The 17,933-nt window shown below is 66.9% G+C and carries 13 protein-coding genes and 3 pseudogenes; 11 read left to right on the forward strand and 5 right to left on the reverse strand.

Annotated features, from left to right (window positions below; all coding sequences use genetic code 11):
* Positions 1 to 259: 259 nt before the first annotated feature.
* Positions 260 to 1,900: a M4 family metallopeptidase gene (locus CG740_RS38910; RefSeq protein ID WP_100580054.1), complete on the reverse strand. Its 1,641-nt coding sequence runs from the start codon at positions 1,898 to 1,900 to the stop codon at positions 260 to 262.
* 853 nt (positions 1,901 to 2,753) lie between these two features.
* Positions 2,754 to 3,083 (reverse strand): hypothetical protein, encoded by a 330-nt coding sequence (locus CG740_RS38915; protein ID WP_159030561.1) that lies wholly within the window; start codon positions 3,081 to 3,083, stop codon positions 2,754 to 2,756.
* A gap of 457 nt (positions 3,084 to 3,540) precedes the next feature.
* On the opposite strand from CG740_RS38915, the gene CG740_RS38920 reads away from it, so the two are divergent.
* The 3 genes and pseudogenes from CG740_RS38920 (at position 3,541) to CG740_RS42070 (ending at position 6,109) form a co-directional block, all read left to right on the forward strand.
* Positions 3,541 to 4,071: an EF-hand domain-containing protein gene (locus CG740_RS38920; protein WP_234376764.1), complete on the forward strand. Its 531-nt coding sequence runs from the start codon at positions 3,541 to 3,543 to the stop codon at positions 4,069 to 4,071.
* A gap of 464 nt (positions 4,072 to 4,535) precedes the next feature.
* On the forward strand, positions 4,536 to 5,357 hold the full coding sequence (locus tag CG740_RS38930) for an alpha/beta fold hydrolase (RefSeq protein ID WP_100580058.1): 822 nt from the start codon (positions 4,536 to 4,538) through the stop codon (positions 5,355 to 5,357).
* Between the two features lie 297 nt (positions 5,358 to 5,654).
* Positions 5,655 to 6,109: pseudogene (locus tag CG740_RS42070) on the forward strand (WapI family immunity protein).
* 86 nt (positions 6,110 to 6,195) lie between these two features.
* Here the strand turns inward: CG740_RS42070 and CG740_RS38940 are convergent.
* A complete protein-coding gene (locus tag CG740_RS38940) occupies positions 6,196 to 7,071 on the reverse strand; it encodes a Vgb family protein (protein WP_100580059.1) in 876 nt (291 codons plus the stop codon).
* Positions 7,062 to 8,005: pseudogene (locus tag CG740_RS41420) on the reverse strand (alpha/beta fold hydrolase). Before CG740_RS41420 ends, CG740_RS38940 begins: the two are co-directional and overlap by 10 nt.
* Before the next feature lie 732 nt (positions 8,006 to 8,737).
* Here CG740_RS41420 and CG740_RS38950 point away from each other — a divergent pair.
* The 6 genes and pseudogenes from CG740_RS38950 to CG740_RS41425 all read left to right on the forward strand — a co-directional run.
* Entirely contained in the window at positions 8,738 to 9,202 is a 465-nt protein-coding gene (locus CG740_RS38950; RefSeq protein ID WP_234376765.1) for a suppressor of fused domain protein, read from the forward strand.
* Between the two features lie 350 nt (positions 9,203 to 9,552).
* On the forward strand, positions 9,553 to 10,194 hold the full coding sequence (locus CG740_RS38955; protein ID WP_100580061.1) for a LysE family translocator: 642 nt from the start codon (positions 9,553 to 9,555) through the stop codon (positions 10,192 to 10,194).
* A gap of 1,272 nt (positions 10,195 to 11,466) precedes the next feature.
* On the forward strand, positions 11,467 to 12,270 hold the full coding sequence (locus CG740_RS38960) for an aspartate/glutamate racemase family protein (protein ID WP_100580062.1): 804 nt from the start codon (positions 11,467 to 11,469) through the stop codon (positions 12,268 to 12,270).
* Entirely contained in the window at positions 12,267 to 13,211 is a 945-nt protein-coding gene (locus CG740_RS38965; RefSeq protein ID WP_234376767.1) for a hypothetical protein, read from the forward strand. Before CG740_RS38960 ends, CG740_RS38965 begins: the two co-directional genes overlap by 4 nt.
* Positions 13,212 to 13,428: 217 nt before the next feature.
* Positions 13,429 to 14,433: a dipeptidase gene (locus CG740_RS38970; RefSeq protein ID WP_100580063.1), complete on the forward strand. Its 1,005-nt coding sequence runs from the start codon at positions 13,429 to 13,431 to the stop codon at positions 14,431 to 14,433.
* A 264-nt stretch (positions 14,434 to 14,697) separates the two neighbouring features.
* A pseudogene (locus CG740_RS41425) lies at positions 14,698 to 14,859 on the forward strand (IS110 family transposase); the annotation flags it as partial.
* Here the strand turns inward: CG740_RS41425 and CG740_RS38980 are convergent.
* Positions 14,852 to 15,373 (reverse strand): hypothetical protein, encoded by a 522-nt coding sequence (locus CG740_RS38980; RefSeq protein ID WP_100580064.1) that lies wholly within the window; start codon positions 15,371 to 15,373, stop codon positions 14,852 to 14,854. The pseudogene CG740_RS41425 and the gene CG740_RS38980 sit on opposite strands and share 8 nt — an antisense overlap.
* A gap of 410 nt (positions 15,374 to 15,783) precedes the next feature.
* On the opposite strand from CG740_RS38980, the gene CG740_RS38985 reads away from it, so the two are divergent.
* A complete protein-coding gene (locus CG740_RS38985) occupies positions 15,784 to 16,275 on the forward strand; it encodes a nucleotidyltransferase domain-containing protein (RefSeq protein ID WP_199846718.1) in 492 nt (163 codons plus the stop codon).
* An 845-nt stretch (positions 16,276 to 17,120) separates the two neighbouring features.
* Positions 17,121 to 17,486 carry a hypothetical protein gene (locus tag CG740_RS38990; protein ID WP_100580066.1) on the forward strand — a complete coding sequence of 122 codons (366 nt, stop codon included), beginning with the start codon at positions 17,121 to 17,123 and terminating at the stop codon, positions 17,484 to 17,486.
* Positions 17,487 to 17,933 lie beyond the last annotated feature (447 nt).

The following is a 17,933-nucleotide window of genomic DNA, read 5'->3' on the forward strand; positions in this document are numbered from 1 at the left end:
GGCCATGGTCACCCTCGCCTGCCTGCGGCTCTGGCTCCCATGACTTTCCGGACACCCCCTAGAACACAGACCGGGCCGCGACTCCGTCCGCAACGGCAAAAACAGGAGCGTACGAGCCTCAGCTGTCTGCCGCGGCCCGGCTTCGCTTGACGGCCGGCGACGGGAGTGCCCGGGCTGCCGAACGCCGGACAGCGTCGGAGGGGTGGCACCACGACCCTGGTCGTAGTGCCACCCCTTACCGGTGCGGGAGCGCGACGGCTCAGTGCACGTCGACCCCGGTCCAGGCAGCCTCGACCGCCTTGAACTCGGCGCTGTCGGCGCCATAGAGGTCCGTCGCAGCCGACAGTGTGCCCTTGCGGGCGTCGGCGTAGTCGGTGGTGGAGGTGAAGTAGCTGGTCAGCGCCTTGTACCAGATCTGGAGGGCCTTGTCCCTGCCGATGCCGGTCACCTTGGAGCCGTCCTTGGTCGGCGAGTCGTAGTCGACCCCTCCGATGGTCTTCGCGCCACTGCCCTCCGAGAGAAGGTAGAAGAAGTGGTTGGCGACACCGGACGAGTAGTGGACGTCCTCGCCGCCGACGGACGAACTCCAGTAGTCGGCGGAACCGCCGTCCTTGCTGGGCTTGTCCATGTAGCGCAGCGGCTTGCCGTCGCCGTTGATGTTGATCTTCTCGCCGATGAGGTAGTCACCGGGGTCCGCGCTGTTGTTCGCGGCGAACTCGACGCCGGTGCCCATGATGTCGCTGGTGGCTTCGTTGAGGCCGCCCGACTCACCGGAGTACTCCAACCCGGCGGTGTTGGAGGTGACGCCGTGGCTCATCTCGTGGCCGGCGACGTCGAGCGAGGTCAGCGGGTCGCTGTCGTTGGTGCCGTCACCATAGGTCATGCAGAAGCAGGAGTCGTCCCAGAACGCGTTCACATAGGCCTTGCCGTAGTGCACGCGCGAGTAAGCTGCCTTGCCGTCGTTCTTGATGCCGCTGCGGCCGAAGGTGTTCTTGTAGAAGTCCCACGTCGCCTGCGCGCCGTAGGCGGCGTCCGCGCCGGCGGTCGCGGCGTTCGTGGTCTTCCCGTCGCCCCAGGTGTCGTTGTCCTGGGAGAACAGGGTGCCGGTGCCGTCCTGCTGGTGGTCGAGGTTGTACGTCTTGTGACCGCCGCGGGAGGCGTCGGTGAGGGTGTACGACGAGCCCGACTGCGTGGTGTTCAGGTCCACCTTGCCGCTGTACTGGGTGTTCCCGACACCGGTCTCGATGCCCTGGTACTGGAAGAGCGTCTTTCCCGTGGCCGCATCGGTGACAACGTGCAGCTGGTTCGGGGTGCCGTCGTCCTGGAACCCCCCGATCACGGTTTCGTAGGCGAGGACCGGCTTGTCGGCCGCCGCCCAGACGACCTTGCGCGGAGCGCGGTCGCTGGTGGCCTTGGCCGAGCCCCTGCCCTTCGCGAAGCCCAGCGCCTGCTTCTGCGCCGTGGCTGCCGTGATGCGCGGTGTGGTGGTCGCGAGCTTCAGCGTCGCCTTCGACGCTCTGGTCACGCCCTGGGTCGTGCCGGACTTGGAGGTGTGCACGATCAGGTCGCCGCCGAGCACCGGGAGGCCGTCGTAGGTGCGCTCGTAACGGGTGTGGACGGTGCCGTCGGCGTCCTTGACGACGTCCTTGACGACCAGCTTCTCCTTCGCCCCGAGGCCTATGTTCTCGGCGGTTCGGGCGAGTCCGGCCTGCGCGGTCCGCAGGAGGTCGGTGCGGGCGGCGGCCGACAGGGCGACGGACGCTCCGGCCGGTCGGGCGGAGTCGGCGGTGGGCCGGGGGGCGGCCGAGGCCGTGAGCGCGGTGCCCACCAGGGCAGCCACGGTGGAGGTGGCGATCGCCACCGCGAGGACGGTGTGCTGACGTGTGTTGCGGGAGGTCATGCAAGCTCCGCTTCCGTGGGGGGATTTGACCGGCCGTGCGGAGACGGTCCGGTGCGAGCTACGTGGAGGTCACGCCCGTAAGACAGGGGCATGACAACCAACCATCGGGGGTCCACGACTCATCAATTCTCCTGATGGGGCGTCCAGTTGGTGGGACTACCCCGAGACAACCCCAGGTGATCGCGATGGCGCTATACACCCGGGTAACTAATGACAAGAACCCCACGTGGCCTCCATGCGTGCCTCACCGCCCTTTACGGTTGTGGACACCGTGCGAACTGGTTGAAACGAGATTGATCACAACGAGGGGGAAGCGGCTGCCGCACGCCGGCCGCCCACTGGGCTCCGGCCGACGGCCCCATGGGAGTGATGCTCAGTCACATTGCCTGCGGCAGACCGCCGTTGTGCTCCCTGACGCCTTCGATCTGACAACAGAACCCGGGAGTCCATTCCCCCGTCGGCGGGCATGGCGACCGGCCCGCGGGATTCCGGCTCCGCCCGGTGCGCGTTCGCGCTCGAACCGGTCTACGATCCGGGAGGTCGCGATGACGTCCATCGGACTGCTCTCCGAGAGGCTCTCAACGGTTCTCGGCCAGGTCCGTTCCTCACCTGCGGCTCTGTTCCAACCCGTCCAGTAGGCGGAATCGGATTCGCCATGCTCAAGGAGTCCTAGTCCCGGACGTAGCTGACCTGGCCCCGCCGCCCAGCACTCAGACGGCAGCGGGGCCCCCTTCCACCTGAAGTAGGCACTCCTGCGGCGAGGCCGACCAGGTGCCCTCGTGTTGACCCGTCAGGCGGCTCTCAGGCAGGACGTACGTAGCCGTGGGCGATGCTGCGGCGTTTGCTGATCGCCTCACGATGCCGTTCTCCCGGCAGATGTGCCAGAACAACACCTCGGCAGCTGGGGCTTGGTTAAGCCGCTCGTGAACTGCTTGCCGTTGCCAGTTAGCATGTCAGGCGGCACGCCGTACCGCTGCATCGCCACCGCGAACGCCAAGCACAGATGACGACCGGTCGGCCGGACTATGACCCGGAACTGATCGTCGATACCGGTGACGAGCTTGCATTCACGGCCGTCGGTCAGCGGGATGCCCAAGACGATGTCCATCTGCCACAGAGGCACAGAGGCGGCGCGCTGCCACCGCCGGTACTTGCGTCTGTGCTTCTGCTGCTGGTGGTCCACCAGGACGCTGTGCACGTCGGACGTGAAGCAGCAGGGGACGCTACTGCGTGCCGGCTCGTAGACGACCCGCCGGGCTCCCCACCACGGGGGCTGCTGGCAAAGCTCGACGATCCGAGCCTCAACTCCCGCTGGAAGCCGGGGCTGGCTCGTCCTCGGTGGGCGACATCGCGCCGATCGGCACCTGACCGCAATGGCAGCGCTCCGCACGGTCGATCGGTCCGCTGGTCATGTTCCAGTCCCGCTGGGGGAACATGACGAGGCTGAGCCGTCGGGTTCTTGATGATCTCGCTGGACGGTTTTCGTAGCCGTGAACGTGCAGACGGGTGGCCGCATACGCTCTCCGTCCCCCTGCATCACCGAGCGCGGTTCTGCAGAATCGAGTTCCGCCCGTGACCAGGGACCACCTGAACGCGTTCCTGATGAAAGAGGTAATGATCAAGGAATGGAAGGTGACGGAATGTCGGACTCAGCGAAGCGGCGTATCTTCACGATGCTGGATGCCGATGGAGATGGCGTAATCACCCGTGACGAGTACCTCGCCCGGGTCGAGCGGGCGGCTGCGGCCTGCGGCCGTGACCCGCAGCACCCCCTGGTCGGCGCCGCCCGCTCGGCCCATGAGGAGGTGTTCCGGCAGATGGACGCGAACGGGGACGGGGCCGTCACCCTGGAGGAATACAGCGGCTGGGCAGGGCACGACGCCTTCGAGGAATCCTGCAGGCCTGCCCTCGGCTCCCTCTTCGACCTCGCCGACCTCGATGGCGACGGGCGCCTCACCCGTGACGAGTTCACCCTGTTGCGGACAGCTACTGGGAACAGCGCCGAGGGTGCGGCAGCCGCGTTCACCGCCCTCGACCCCGACAATGCCGGCACCGTCCACCGCACCGTCTACCTGACCGCGATCCACGACTACCTCACCACAGGCGCCTCCCCCATGGCCGAGGCCTATCCCCACCATCACACGACCCCGGCACCCACCCCCACCCGCTGAAGAATCCGGCACGAACACAGGACATCCGCGCGCTCCTCGAACCCGCCGAGGAGCGCCCGAAGATGACCGCCGTCCACGAATCCACCCCGCAGCAAGCACCGCACCGACTCCGCGTGCCGCATGCCGATCCGGGGACCGGAGAGGTCCACGTCCGTACCGAGGTCGACCGGGCCCGGACGGGCGACGATACCCACCGACGACGGAGACCGTGCGGCGTGCCGGTCGAGCAGCACGAGCCTCGCAGTAGTAGGTCTGTCGACGAGTCATGAAGGGCCATCCAGTCGCAGCATGCTCCGGAGGGTGGAAGCTCCAGAGAAGTTGGGCCAGATGTGGGCGTACCCGTGAACGTTCGTAAGCCGACACCGGAGCCCGTTCTCGTGAACAAAGCCACCTTCGGGCCGCGCTGCTGGCAGGCTGCGTCTGTTGCCTCTCTGCCAGAGCACCGCCGATGGAAGGGTTCAATCGTGCCGCACATCTCGCTGTCCGACGGTTCTCAGAAGTACTTCAAGGACTGGGGCGCCGGCCGGCCTGTCGTGTTCTCCCACGGCTGGCCCCTGAACGCCGACGCCTGGGACACCCAGGCTGTCGCCGTCGCCTCAGCCGGTTTCCGTGCCATCGCGCATGACCGGCGCGGCCACGGCCGGTCCACCCAGACATGGGACGGCAACCACATGGACCAGTACGCCGACGACCTCGCCGAACTCCTCGACCAGCTCGACCTGACCGACGCCGTTCTGGTCGGCCATTCCACCGGCGGTGGCGAAGTCGCCCGCTACCTTGGCCGCCACGGAGCCACCCGCGTGAGCAAGGCCGTCCTGCTAGGCGCCGTCCCGCCCCTCATGCTCAAGACCGCACACAACCCCGAGGGCACCCCGATCGAGGCCTTCGACGACATCCGTGCCGGCGTCGCCGCGGACCGCTCGCAGTTCTACTACGACCTCAGCGAAGCCTTCTACGGCTTCAACCGCCCCGGGGCAACCGTCTCCGAAGGCAAGCGCCGAGAATTCTGGCTCCAGAGCATGCAAGTCGGCCTCAACGCGGCCCTCGACTGTGTCAAGGCCTTCTCGGAAACCGACTTCACCGAGGATCTCAAGAAGATCGACATCCCGGTTCTCCTCGCCCACGGCGACGACGACCAGATCGTCCCCATCGCCGCCGCCTCCGAGAAGAGCATCCACTTGCTCGCCCAGGGCACCCTCAAGGTGTACCCAGGCGCACCCCACGGTCTCGTAGGCGCATACGAGACCGAATTCACCACCGACCTGCTCAACTTCATCACCAGCTGAGCCGGCCAACAGAGCTGACCAACCCCGCACAGCGACCGTCAAACCCCTGACCCTACGACCGGCCTGCTCCAGAATGCCGGCTCGGATACTTCTCCTCCCTGCCCCGGGGCCACCGTGCGCCACCAGGGACGGCCCTGGCCTGCGGCGTCTCGGTCAGGGACAGGGCTAGAGCTCGGTGTGGTCCCAGTTGCCGGCTTCGCCCTCCTGGCGGAGGTTCAGATTCAGACGGCTCCGAGACCGTGATCACACCATGCGCGGCGAGATCGTCTCTCGAACGATCCCGCCAGCAGTGCCGACTTGCGCCCGGTGCGCTATCAGTTCGACCCCGTCCGGGGCGACGCGTACAACGACAACTGGCTGGTCATCGCCGGTACGGTGAGGACTCCCGCGGGGAGCTGGCACTTCGTCGACCCGTGTCTGCTCACCGATGAGGCCCGCCAGGTGTCCTCGTGGCTACGCGCGGTGGCCGCGGGAACGGTGGACGTCACCGCACCCGACGCAGAGGGCGAACTGTCGCCGGACGCATGGTTCATCGAGCCGGTCGTGGCTTTCAGCCTCGCCGACCGAAGCGAAGCCGGGACGGCGGTGATCTGCGTTCGTCTGTCCCTGGAGGCGGCAGCACTCCCCTGGCAGCAGGATGATGACGCAGCCGCATCTATCAGTACGTCGTGGAGATCAGCCTGGACGCCGCAGCGCTGCTGCACGCGGCGGACGAGTGGGACCTCTCGCTGGTTTCCTTCCCGCCGCGCTGATCGGCCGCCTGGTGCTCGCCTGGTATCGGTTCTTTCATGGTGGGCCGGGTGCGTGCTGCGCAGGGAGGAGTCGTTCGTTCCAGCGGCTACGGTTCGAGCCGCGCGACCCCTCCCGTTTCGAGAGCCGCCCACAGAGCGCCGTCGGGGCCCAGGGTGATGCCGTGCGGCTCGGACGACGGTGTCGGCAGGCTGTACTCGGTGACTCTGCCGTTACCGGCGATGTGGCCGATGCTGTTGGCTCCCCATTCGGTGAACCAGCAGTCCCCGGCGGAGGCTGCGACAATGGCGTGGGGTTTGGCCGTGCGGTCTGGGAGCGGGTACTCCTTGATCGCGCCGTCCACCGAGATCCTGCCGATCTGGCCTGCCGCGATCTCGACGAACCACACGGCTTCGCCGTCGCTGGTGATGCCGACAGGTGCGGCGTTCGGGGTGGGGAGTGGGTGGAGGGCGATGTCTCCGTGGACGGTGATGCGGCCGATCGCGTTCGCCTGGTTCAGGGTGAACCACAGGGCCCCGTCGGGGCCTGCGGTGATCGCCGAGGGATAGGTTCCCGTACAGGGAAGAGCGAACTGCGTGAGCTCTCCCGTGCTGGTGATGCAGCCGATCCGGTCGGCGTTCATTTCCGTGAACCACATCGCGTCGTCCGGACCGGCGGTGATTCCGAAGGGTCCGCTGTCGGGTGCCGGAACGGGAAAGGAATCTGTTTCGCCGCCGGTGGTGATGCGGCCGATACGGTGGTCCTGGGACCGGGTGAACCACAGTGCTCCGTCAGGTCCCGGCGCAATGACCGTCGGGCGGCATTCAGGCGATTCCAGGGGGTATTCGTCGAGATCGCCGTCGAGGGTGAGGCGTGCGATGCGGCCGCTGTGCGCGAAGGTGAGCCACAGAGCTCCGTCAGGTCCGGCCGCGATGCCGTATGGCCCATCGCCTTTGTCTGCCACGGACATCTCGCTTACGGCCACAGCAACTCCTTGCGGGTGCGGAAGGATTGGTCGTCGTTAACGGCCGACGCCGCAGCCCGGTCTCGCACCAGGTCGGGGATGACAGCCGCGAGGTCGGCAGGCCGGGTCATGGGGATGTTGCGGTTCGAGTCGATATCGATCAGCCGGCGGCCGGGTACCGCATCGACTTACGGCACACACGTCTTCGCGTCGCGAGGCGTGAAGGCCATCCTCGGCCACCACGACCGTCATCGGGCAGGTGAGGAGCTCGTAGACGTCGATGCTGGGAAAACTTCCGCTTCGGGATCCGCGGCAGTGACCATCGCGATCTCCTTGGTGGCCGGTCGCCGTACCCACCGGTGGCCGCGGAGCAGGAAGGAGCGTCGCATGACTTCCTCAACGAGTTCGCTCCGGGCTCCGGCGTAGTGCCAGTCCCCCGCGTCCGCCCGCGCGCACTGCTCGACGCAGGGCCGGACCTGGTCTTCACTCGTTTCCCAGCCGTAGTGGAACATCGGCCGCAAACGTCCGCCGCCTCGGCGGTCCGTGCAGCGGCATGCCCAGCGAGTGACGTATCACGGTCATCGACCACCATGCCGTCCACGACGCAGAGTGCAGCCGCTTCCACGAGCCCACTTGCAGTGGCAGCCGTCATCCCGCACCGGCCCGTGGAACGGCCCTTCAGCACGGGGCGATCGCAGCCCAGCGCCGTGACGACACCCCCGATGCCCCGCCCGTACTGCTCGGGATTTGTGGAGTCGAGCCGGGTCAGCCCATGGCCGCGCAGGCCGACGGCGACCGGATGACACTCGTCCACCAGACGGGACGCCACATCCTGCCAGGCGGCGGCGTCGTGCTCACTGCCTTGGACGAGCAGGACCTCTTTGTCGTGGCCACCAAAGTCCGCACCAGAGAGGACTCCGTCCACGACGGGGACCTCGATCTCCGTTCCGCTCACTACCGCACCCTGACGGCAAGAAGCCGGCAGGCGCAACTCAGATTCGGCAGGCGCTGGGTTGTCGACTTTTTTTATGCCGCCAATTGTGGACAACGCCGCCTCTGAAGCAGAAGTACCGCGTTGAGGTAAACGTGCAGGCCATGCCTGGTTCGCGCTTGCGGCCTCAGGCGGGCTGGTCAGCGGAAGGACTGCCGTAGGAGTTGCCCTGCTCGCACAGGGCGTCGATCTCGGCGTTCTCTGCCTCGCTCAACTGTGTATCCAGCGCGACGCCGATGACACGCCGGGCACGGGCCAGCCGCCGGGCGACATCCCAGTCGTAGATGGACTTGCCGACGGCGAGTTCGTCGTCACTACCGGAAGCCTGACGGGATCCGAGCCGGTCGAGGGAGGGGCATGCTGATCTCTCGCTGCGACACGTTCATCGGCCGATTCAACTCCAGTGCCGGCGCCCGGACGAAGACCCGGCGTCTCGTCAGTCGGGGCGGGCACATACGGCCACCGATGAACCTGGTCGTTCCTGACGGAGGGGACGTGGCACCCAACCCGACTTCCCCTTGAATGCTGCGGAGCGTTACTGGTGACGGGCCCGGTGGCGCACACCGAGGAGTGATCGTGCAGGCTGGACACATGGCCAGTCGCGTTGAGAAGTACCTCGCCCATCTTGATCGACTTTCCGGAGGAAGGGAGCCCCGCTTCTTCCCTGTCGGGTCAACCAAGCAGGGGCTGCGGGGCGTGACGGAGATCGTGTACGACAACCTGCCCGACGGGCTTCTCACGGCGATCACCTACGGCTTGTCGCTCGCAGAACATCCGGACTGGCAGCACGGCTCGCCGGAACTCTGCCTCAGTGTGAACTCGACCAACGTCATCTGGGCCCACGCGGTGGGCTACCTCGCCGAGCAATTCCGTGGAACCTTCCCCTTCAGTTACGGCAGCACCGTCAACTTCGGTGAACGCATCGTGCCCGAGTCAGAGATGACGGCCTTCTGCGTGTTCGCGCCGCTGGCCCTCGGTAGAGACGACTACCTGGGCATCGACGTCGGCATTCCCGGACACGAGGGCCACGACGTGATCAACATCCAGGGGATCTACCCCATCCACGAGGTCGAGCGGCAGTTCATCAACGAGCAAGGGCTTGAAGCCTTCTGGAAGGGCGGCTGGGAACCCACCGACGTGCTGCGGCGCCCCGCAATCTGAATCTGCACCGCGTATTGCAGGACAGCATCAGACGGGCAGGATTGGGCTTGCGCAGAGTTGCGACTCGGCGTTGACGTCCAGCGACAGCAACGCGACGCCGGCGATCGACTGGGCCAACAACTGCTTCAACCGGAGTGAAGCTTCTTCCGCAGCCCGAACTGATGCGGCGGGCCTGCGTTGGTCGGAGCACATGGCGAGACGGAGGCCGCCTCAGCGTGCGGCGAAGACGCAGGTGAGCGAATTGAGGTGTGCGTCTGAAGTGGATGTCGGCGGTTCAGGGGGGACACCGTCATGGCCTAGGTCAAAAGTCGCTCTGGTGAGGTGAGCCTACAGGGCGAAAGATCTCGTACATGATCGATCCTCATCGGCTTCTGGCCTTCTGCACTTTGTCCGTTCTCTTGTCTGCCATCCCGGGGCCGAGCGTGCTTTTCGTCATCGGCCGGGCCTTGGCTCATGGCCGCCGGACGGCGCTGGCTTCGGTCTTGGGCAATGCGCTCGGTGGATACGCACTGGTCATCGCGGTCGCCCTGGGGATCGGCACCTTGGTCGAGACCTCGGTCATCGTCTTTCACACGATCAAACTGGCCGGCGCCGCCTACCTCGTCTATCTCGGCGTGAAGGCCGTGCGAGCAAGCTGGAAGAATCGCGCAGCAGCAGCGAGCATCCCCGCGGCGGCATCCAGTGGACGGGGCTCGATACGGGCCGGTTTCGTCGTTGGGGTCACGAATCCGAAGAGCGTCGTGTTCCTCACCGCCGTACTACCTCAGTTCGTCGACCAGAAGGCAGGTCACGTCAGCGCCCAGATGCTGGTTCTCGGCTTGGCCGGTGCCCTGCTGGCTCTGATCTCCGATGGCCTGTGGGGGCTGACGGCCTCAGCCGCACGTACCTGGTTCGGTCGCTCTCCCCGGCGCATGTCTCTGCTTGGCGGCTCCGGCGGGCTGGCCATGATCGGACTGGGCGCATCAGTGGCCGTCGCAGGCCGCGCGGACTAGTGTCCTGCGCCGGAGATCCGTTGTCGGTTGGTGTACGAGCCCCTCTGCGGATGTGCCGGTTCCTCGTCGTGACCCGAAGTTGGAACCGCTGCTGTCGATGCCCCATGAGCCTGTGGTGTTGCAGGCATCAGCTGCGCAGGCAGTGGCCTTGCGGGCCGCATCGTGTTGGCAGGCGACGGTGCTGATGTGCCGCCCATTGTTGTGGTGGCGCACGAGTTGCACATCGTGGCGGACACGGTCCGCAAGTGGCGCCTCAGGTTCCTGGCCACCAGGCTGGACGGGCTGGTGGACGAGCCCTGCCGTCACCGCCGCCGACGGCATCAAACTCCGGCTCACCAGCTGCCACTAGGACCACGGCCTTGCCGCTTCAGAGGCGAGCGGCGCGGAAGCCTTCCTCTCGCCATCTCCACTCGACTCGCCCAGCCGCACGCACCACACACACTCGCGGGGGGGGCGTGCGGCGGCGAATCCATCTCATACCCCGCTCAGCACGGTGTCCTGCCCAGCCCACGAACCCTGGGCTGCCTGCCTTCCGTCCACGTCACGGTCACGATGCCGGCAACTCGCGGTCGTCTGTTCCCCCTGATGGTTACAACTCCTGCACGGCAGCATCCACCACTACCAGCGGTCGCGGCTCAGCCGACTGGACCGGACGGGTAGCTGATTTGGGTCCCTGATCCGTGAACCGGCCCGGCCGTGCGCGACCGCCGCCCAGATCGACTGCTTCTGCCGTGTCCTGGACAGTCAGCGGTCCAACCCGTCAGGACCAACCCGCCAAGCCGACCACCGCGTTTCCCTCACCATCCAGTACACCGGCACGGACGGGTGGTACACCCTCACCGGCAGCCCCATAACTGTGCCCGACGGTCAGGGTGCCAAATGCGCGGTGCCGGAAGCCGGTTGGCTCAGCTCTGCCACTTCCAGGTCGCCAAGAGGACTGAACGGTCAGTGAAGCCGGGGAGTTGCCGCGAGTCTCCGGAAGTGCGCACAGGCTTGTGGAGCCGGTTTCGTCACGAGAGCCGAACGCGCTCCGCGAGGCGGGGCCTTGGCCGCTGGATGAGTCGTGTCCTGCATGCACATCCGAATTCCAGCCGGTGGTTTTGGCCTGGGTGACAACTCCCCGCGCTCGGGACCGGACCAGGATGTTCCTCATTGCCACCATTGCCGCCGAGACCGGAAGGGCCGCCCTGCCTTGAGCGATCCGAAGTTCCTGCCACCGCTCACGCGGGCGTCCGACCCGCGTCGCGGTGTGAGCCGTTGTCCGAAGGTGGGATGGTGAGACGCGTTCGGCCCGCTCTGGGCATCCTTGGCGGGATGGGGCCGCTGGCGACGGCCGACTTCTATCGCCGGCTCGTGGCGCGGACCCCGGCCGCATCCGATCAGGGGCACCTTCCGGTGCTGATGTGGGCCGACCCTTCGGTCCCCGACCGGACCGCCGCGCTGTTGGGCCAAGGCCCCTCCCCTGTACCGGCTCTTGTCGCGGGCGCGCGTTGGCTGAAACTGGCGGGCGCGCGGTGCGTCGCCATCCCCTGCAATACCGCGCATGCCTATGCCGACCAGGTGGCGAAGGCCGCCGGCGTCGAAGTCCTCGACATGATCCAGGCTGCTTTGCTTTCCGCCTCAGGCGTCGGCCCCAGCACCTCACGGGTGGGCATTCTCGCGACGCGGGGGACGCGCCGGGCCAGGCTGTACGAGAAGGCCGGTGCCCGCCTGGGCATCGACGTGCTCCAGGTTCCCGTGCAGCTCCAGAGCGCGTACGTCGATCCGGCCATCCGCGCCGTCAAGACCGGGGCAGAGCTGACTCGGCCCGAGCAGCAGATCGCCGCAGCGGCCGGGGCACTGAGGGAGTTGGGCGCGCAGGTTGTCATCGCCGCATGTACGGAGATCCCGCTGATCAGCGGGGTGGCCGCGCGGATCGTGCCTGTGGTCGACTCCACGGAAGCTCTGGTCGACGCGGCAGTGTCCCGGCTGTGGGGGTGGGGGCCGGGGTTCGCTCCGAGCGACGGATCGGCTGACGCATCCTCGTCCGCACGTACGAATTCGCAGGGCTTTCACGGTCCTAACCTGCGGAGATGATCAGGTACATGTCGACGTACTCCGCCAGGAGCCTCAGCCGGGTGCTCGATGATCTCGGCTCGACCCTTCTGGATCTCCTTCACGGCGACGCGTCGCAGGGCGTCGAGGTCGGCGGAGTCGGTATCCACGCTCCGCACGACGAGCAGCACTATCCACCACACGCGATCGTGCTCGGCAACGGGATCCACGGTCCCGCGCACATCGCTCAGCTTCTGTACGACCTGCGAGCCCATGAAGCCGCAGCCCTGGTGGTCGGAGGTCCGGACGAGGACGACGGGCAGCTCGCACAGGCAGTGGCCGACCGCAGCGTCGCCCTGTTGGGGCTGACCCGCGGGGCGTCCTGGGCACAACTGGCCGCGATGCTTCGCACCCTGCTGTCCGAAGGAGACATCGGCGAGGCCGCGGAACACACCCTGGGCGGCGTGCCGTCCGGCGATCTGTTTGCCCTGGCCAATGCCATCGGCACGCTGCTGGACGCTCCCGTCACCATCGAGGACCGCCGCTCCGAGATCCTTGCCTTCTCCGGTGGGCAGGACGCTGCGGACGCTCCCCGGATGGAGAGCATTCTTGCCCGCCAGGTGCTCAAGGTATCTGCGTCTGCACAAGGAGCACGGCGTGTTCAAGGAGCTGTACCGCAGCGAGGGCCTGGCGCACGTGCCTGCGCCGGCTATGGAGGACGAAGTGGCTTGCCGCGGGTCGCGGTAGCAGTGCGGACCGGGGACGAGTTCCTCGGTTCGGTGCGGGCCGCGCTGCGCACGCCGCTGACCGGCGAGTGCCAGGAGGCGTTCTTGGACGCGGCCAAGCTCGTCGCCCTGTACATGCTCCGCTTCCGGGCCGGCATCGATGCGAGAACCGGCTGCGGGCCGACCTCGTCGCGCGACCGCGCTCGAAGGCGGCGCCGGAGCGATCGCGGCGCTCGGCCGCCTGCGTCTGGTCGATGAGCCCACCCTCGTCATGGCCACGGGCATGCCCCCCCTGGCCATGACGAGAACCACGCCCACGTCACCGCTGAACACCAGCGCCTGGCCGCAGTCCTGGCGGTGCACCTCAGCGCCGTCCAGCCGCGCTCCGCCGTGACACTGCTCGGCGACGTGGCGTACGCCCTGTTCCCCGCGACCGCCACCGGGCCCCGGCACCACTCCACGAAAGGCATCCACCATGTCCTTGGAACTCCACCGCCGCTCCGTCGTCGCGGACGCGCACAACGACCTCCTCATGGCCGTCGCCGCCCGCCCGCCCCAGCGCTGGGGCAGCTTCTTCCGCCAGCGCTGGCTTCCCCAACTGCGCGACGGCGGCATCGACATACAGGTCCTGCCCGTGTTCATCGATGACCAGTACCGGCCCGAAGGAGCACTCCGCCAAACGCTCCGCATGCTCGAATGCGCCCACGTACTGGCCGAGCACAACGCCGACGCCGTCGCCCTGTGCCTGAACGGCGCCGACATCGACGCGGCCCTCGCCCAGGGCAGGATCGCCCTGGTTCTCGCGCTGGAGAGCGCACCGGGTGTCGATGCCTCCGTCGAGCTGTTCTCCACCCTGTTCCGCCTCGGCGTGCGCCTCGCGTCCATCGCCCACTGGGGGCGCACCCCACTGGCCGACGGCAGCCGCGAGGACGCCACCCGCAGCCGGCTGACCGCCCCCGGCATCGAGGCCCTGCGCGAGATGGAACGCCTGGGCATGCTCTTCGACATCTCCCATCTCGGCGCGAGCAGCGTCGCCCACGTCCTGGAGCTCGCCACCCACTCCAACGCCCGCGCACTGCGCGACCACCACCGCAACCTCACCGACGACCAGATCCGCGGTGTCGCGGCCACCGGCGGCGTGGTGTGCGTGAACTTCGTACCGGACTTCCTCACCGACGACGAGACGAGGGTGAGCGCCGACCGGATCGTCGACCACATCGAGCACGTGATCGCGGTCGCCGGCGTCGACCACGTCGGGCTCGGCTCGGACTTCGTCCGCGAGGTCATGACCGACGTCACCCCGCCCTGCTGCGAAAGCCTGGACGACGAGGACCCGATGTTCGATTTCCCCGGCCTGGAGGGCCCCGCCGGGATGCCGCTGGTCACCGAAGCCCTCGTGCAGCGGGGTCTCGCCGAGGACGACATTCTCAAGATCCTCGGTGGGAACATGCAGCGCCTCATGAGCAAACACATGGGGTGAGCACCGGGGAATCCGGTGACGTCCAGCAGTGGGTCGGTGACGTCCACGGCCGACCCCGCCCCGCGAGTTCGACTCCGACTGCCTGGAGAGTGCGGGGATGCCAGGCCATGCCCCGGTCAAGCGCGATGCCTGCCGCGACGTCCCTCTGTCTCGGTTTCTTCACACTCGGACACAGGCTCGGCTCGCCCTGATGGAAGTGGCTCGCGGGCTCCCGGTCCGCTGGAGCCTGCGAAGGCCAGCGGGGCCCTATGGCGGTCGCATCGGCCCGACCCGGCGCCCCGGGCCTTCTACGACGAGAAGCCCGCCCAGGGCAAGCACCACACCCAGGCCCTGCTCTGCCTTGCCAGACGCCGGGCAGACGTCCTGTTCGCAATGCACCACGACAGCACCTTCTACGAGCCGCAGCCGTCGGCCTCAATCACCTGACCCGCCGTTCTGCGAGGAGAACAACTCGATCGGCCTCGACGTCGAAGCCGATAACCGGACGTCCGTAGTCGCCCTCCGGGTGCATCAGCACCGGGTTCCCCAGCCGCCGCCCGATCTCCCGAAGAAACCCGCAGAACACATCAAGTCGCTCCTGACCCTGCAACTCCCGCAGATCGACGTCGAAGTCGACTTCACCGGCGGCAAGGAAACGGAAGATCGCCAGCACATCGGCAGCCGACCAGACCCGCAGGTCCGGGCACTCGGCATCCGCCGGACGGGAGAGCACAGCCTCCGCTCGGGGCGCCGGAAGCACTGTCCCTCCCTCGGAGTACTGGCGCTTCCAGCCCTTCTCCGCGACCAGATCAAGGACGGCCTGCCAGTCCTCCACCGAGGCATCCGGGACACGCACGTCCGGCAGCGACCCCTTCAAGTCCGGGTCGAAGAAGCACTTCACGTCATCCCACAGCAGATCAGCCGCACCGCCATGCTGACGCGGCTCACCGACTTGACGCACCCCCGTTTCCCTTGCCCAAAGAACACAGAGGCACCCCCCAAGAGTTTCATCCACCGCAAGACGGCGGAACGAGCGGGAACTTCACCTTCGGCCCGGCGTACGTCGGGCCGCGCTTCGTCCTCCCCGCGGATCTTGAGGGCCTGAACTGCACGGTCCGGACTGCTCGAAACCGGCAGGCTCAGGCCATGTTCTGATCAGAGATGTCCGCAGCGGACAAGCAGCGCGGGACGTCTTGCACCACTGACCAGCGGGGTCAGATCAGGAACGTTCCTCGATGAGAGCTACACCCATCGAAGATGTGCTCTTGCTGCGCAGGCCGAGCTCGCCGCTGCTCCCACCAGTCAGTGGAGGGCTGAAGGACAGGAAAACGTTCGCGGCCCTGGGCGGACGCTTCTAGCCTGCGTCAGGTGATGACAGCTGACGACGTGTTGTTCGTGCTCACCCTGCTACGACAGGCGAAGGCGGACGTCTGGATCGGTGGAGGATGGGGGATCGACTCTCTGATCGGTGAGCAGACGCGAGACCACCGCGACCTGGACCTGATGCACCGGCAGGACCAGGAGGACTCCGTGGTGGCTGTCCTCCAGGAGGCTGGTTTCGTTGAGACCCTGAACTGGAGGCCCGTCCGATTCGTCGTGACGGCACCGGACGGACGGGAGGTCGATCTCCACCCGCTGGTCTTTGCCGACGACGGCTCAGCAGAGCAGACATCACCCGAACCCGAGCGTCCCTTCACCTACCCGTCCTTCTGTTTCGTGACGGGCACCATCCACGGGACGCCAGTCCCCTGCTTGTCCGCCGAACAGCAGGTTCACTTCCACCAGGGCTACGAGCCGTCGGAACGCGATCGTCACGACATGGCGCAACTCCGCCGCGCCTTCGGCATCGCAACACACTTCTGATCCACGTCGGCGAGCGGAGACCCTCCTCACGCTGAGTGGCTGAACGGGTGGCCTCGCCGTGAATGCGGTCCTGGGGCGATCCCTCCCACGGGGTGAGGGGCACGAGAGCGGGCTCTGGCAGTTGCGATGCCGGGGCCCGGACCGTGCTGTGCCGATCGGCGTGAGGGGGCGGGGCTGAGGGCCAGGTTGTAGTGGCGGCCGGTGGCCAGGTGAACCCGTGAGGGTGTCGTCGGCGGCGGTGGCGGCTGGTAGGAGGGGTGGACCAAGAGCGCGGAGATAACGACGTCGCGCAGCGCGTCGATGGCGAGAGGGTCGATGGGGGCCCGGGCTGCGGCGTCGGCCGGGTCCTGGAACACCTCGCCGCCGGGACCGGACTGGAAGTCAAGCACCCAAGTGCTACCGGCGGCAGTGACGACGATGTCGCCCGCAGCGCCGGCGTCGGTGACGTCGCTGGTGCCCGGTGCGCTTCCAAGGCGCCGACCAGGCGCACGGCCCCTTCGTGCACGGCGGTCAGGTGGCCCCTGCGCAAGGACGGACCTAGGACGGATCTAGGACAGCAGCCCTTAGCGTCGATCTGCACAACAAACCCCGTGACGCGTCGTCATGCGCTGGAGCAGCGGCGGTCTTGGCGTTCTCCAGTCTCTGGGCGACTTGACCGACACCGAGCTCGATGAAGGGCTTCGCCTGGAATCGACCGCTCCTCAGTGGCATCCGGCCGTCCGGTGCACTCGTATGAAGGTCCATGCAGAGGCCTGCCCACGCAGCGCTTGTTCCGGACGGCACGACTCGAACCACCTCGATCACCGGCATGGGGTCGGGGCCACCGCAAGGCACAGGAGACGATCTTGAAGGCTCGCACGAAACTCTCGGCCATAGCTCTCGTCGGCGGCATCCTGGCCGGCGGTGTGGCGATCGCCACACCGGCCAGCGCCATCGGCGGCTCCGGGTGCCCCACCAACAACAATAACAACCCCATGAGCCACGGCCTGGAAGTCTGGACCCACTCCGGAAACTTCTGCTACACGGGCACTCCCGGCGCAATATCCAACCTCAACCTGACCGGCGTCTACAGGGTCACCTCCGACTGGAACCATGGGCTCTTCCACACCTCCGTTGGGGACATCAGCATCGGTCCGACCGGTACGCGCACCAACACGGTCAACTTCAGTTCTCAGGAGATCGTGTACGGCGTGGAAATCCTCAACGGCTAGAACGGACCCCGCCGAGCAGAAGTCAGTAGTTGAGACCTGCGATGCTGACTAGCAGTTGCTCCATCAACCTTGGTGGCTGTGAGTTCGAGTCCGCCGACTCGGGCCGAAGAGGTTCCCCGGTAACGGCAATCGGCAGCCACCTGGACAAACTGCTGCGGTGGAGCATGCTCACTCACGCGTAAACCAGTCCACCCATCAGCAGTAGGCCCCGTAGGTGACAAGAAGCCCGCCTACGTGGCAACTATCTCGCTTCGGCTCAGGGCGGGAATTGTGACTGAGCGCTTCGCCTGGCGAATTTCAATCCGTCAGGCGAAGCGCTCAGTCACCGGTATACCGAAGCACGTTGATTGTCACCGGCAGAGCCGTATGACGTGGCGAACGGGGCCCATTGAAGCGATCTGGTTGTCACCAGTGGGCACACGCCCTGACCGCAGCATGTCCGTCCCC

The organism is Streptomyces sp. CB01201, assembly GCF_002803085.1.
Classification (GTDB): Bacteria; Actinomycetota; Actinomycetes; order Streptomycetales; family Streptomycetaceae; genus Streptomyces; species Streptomyces hundungensis.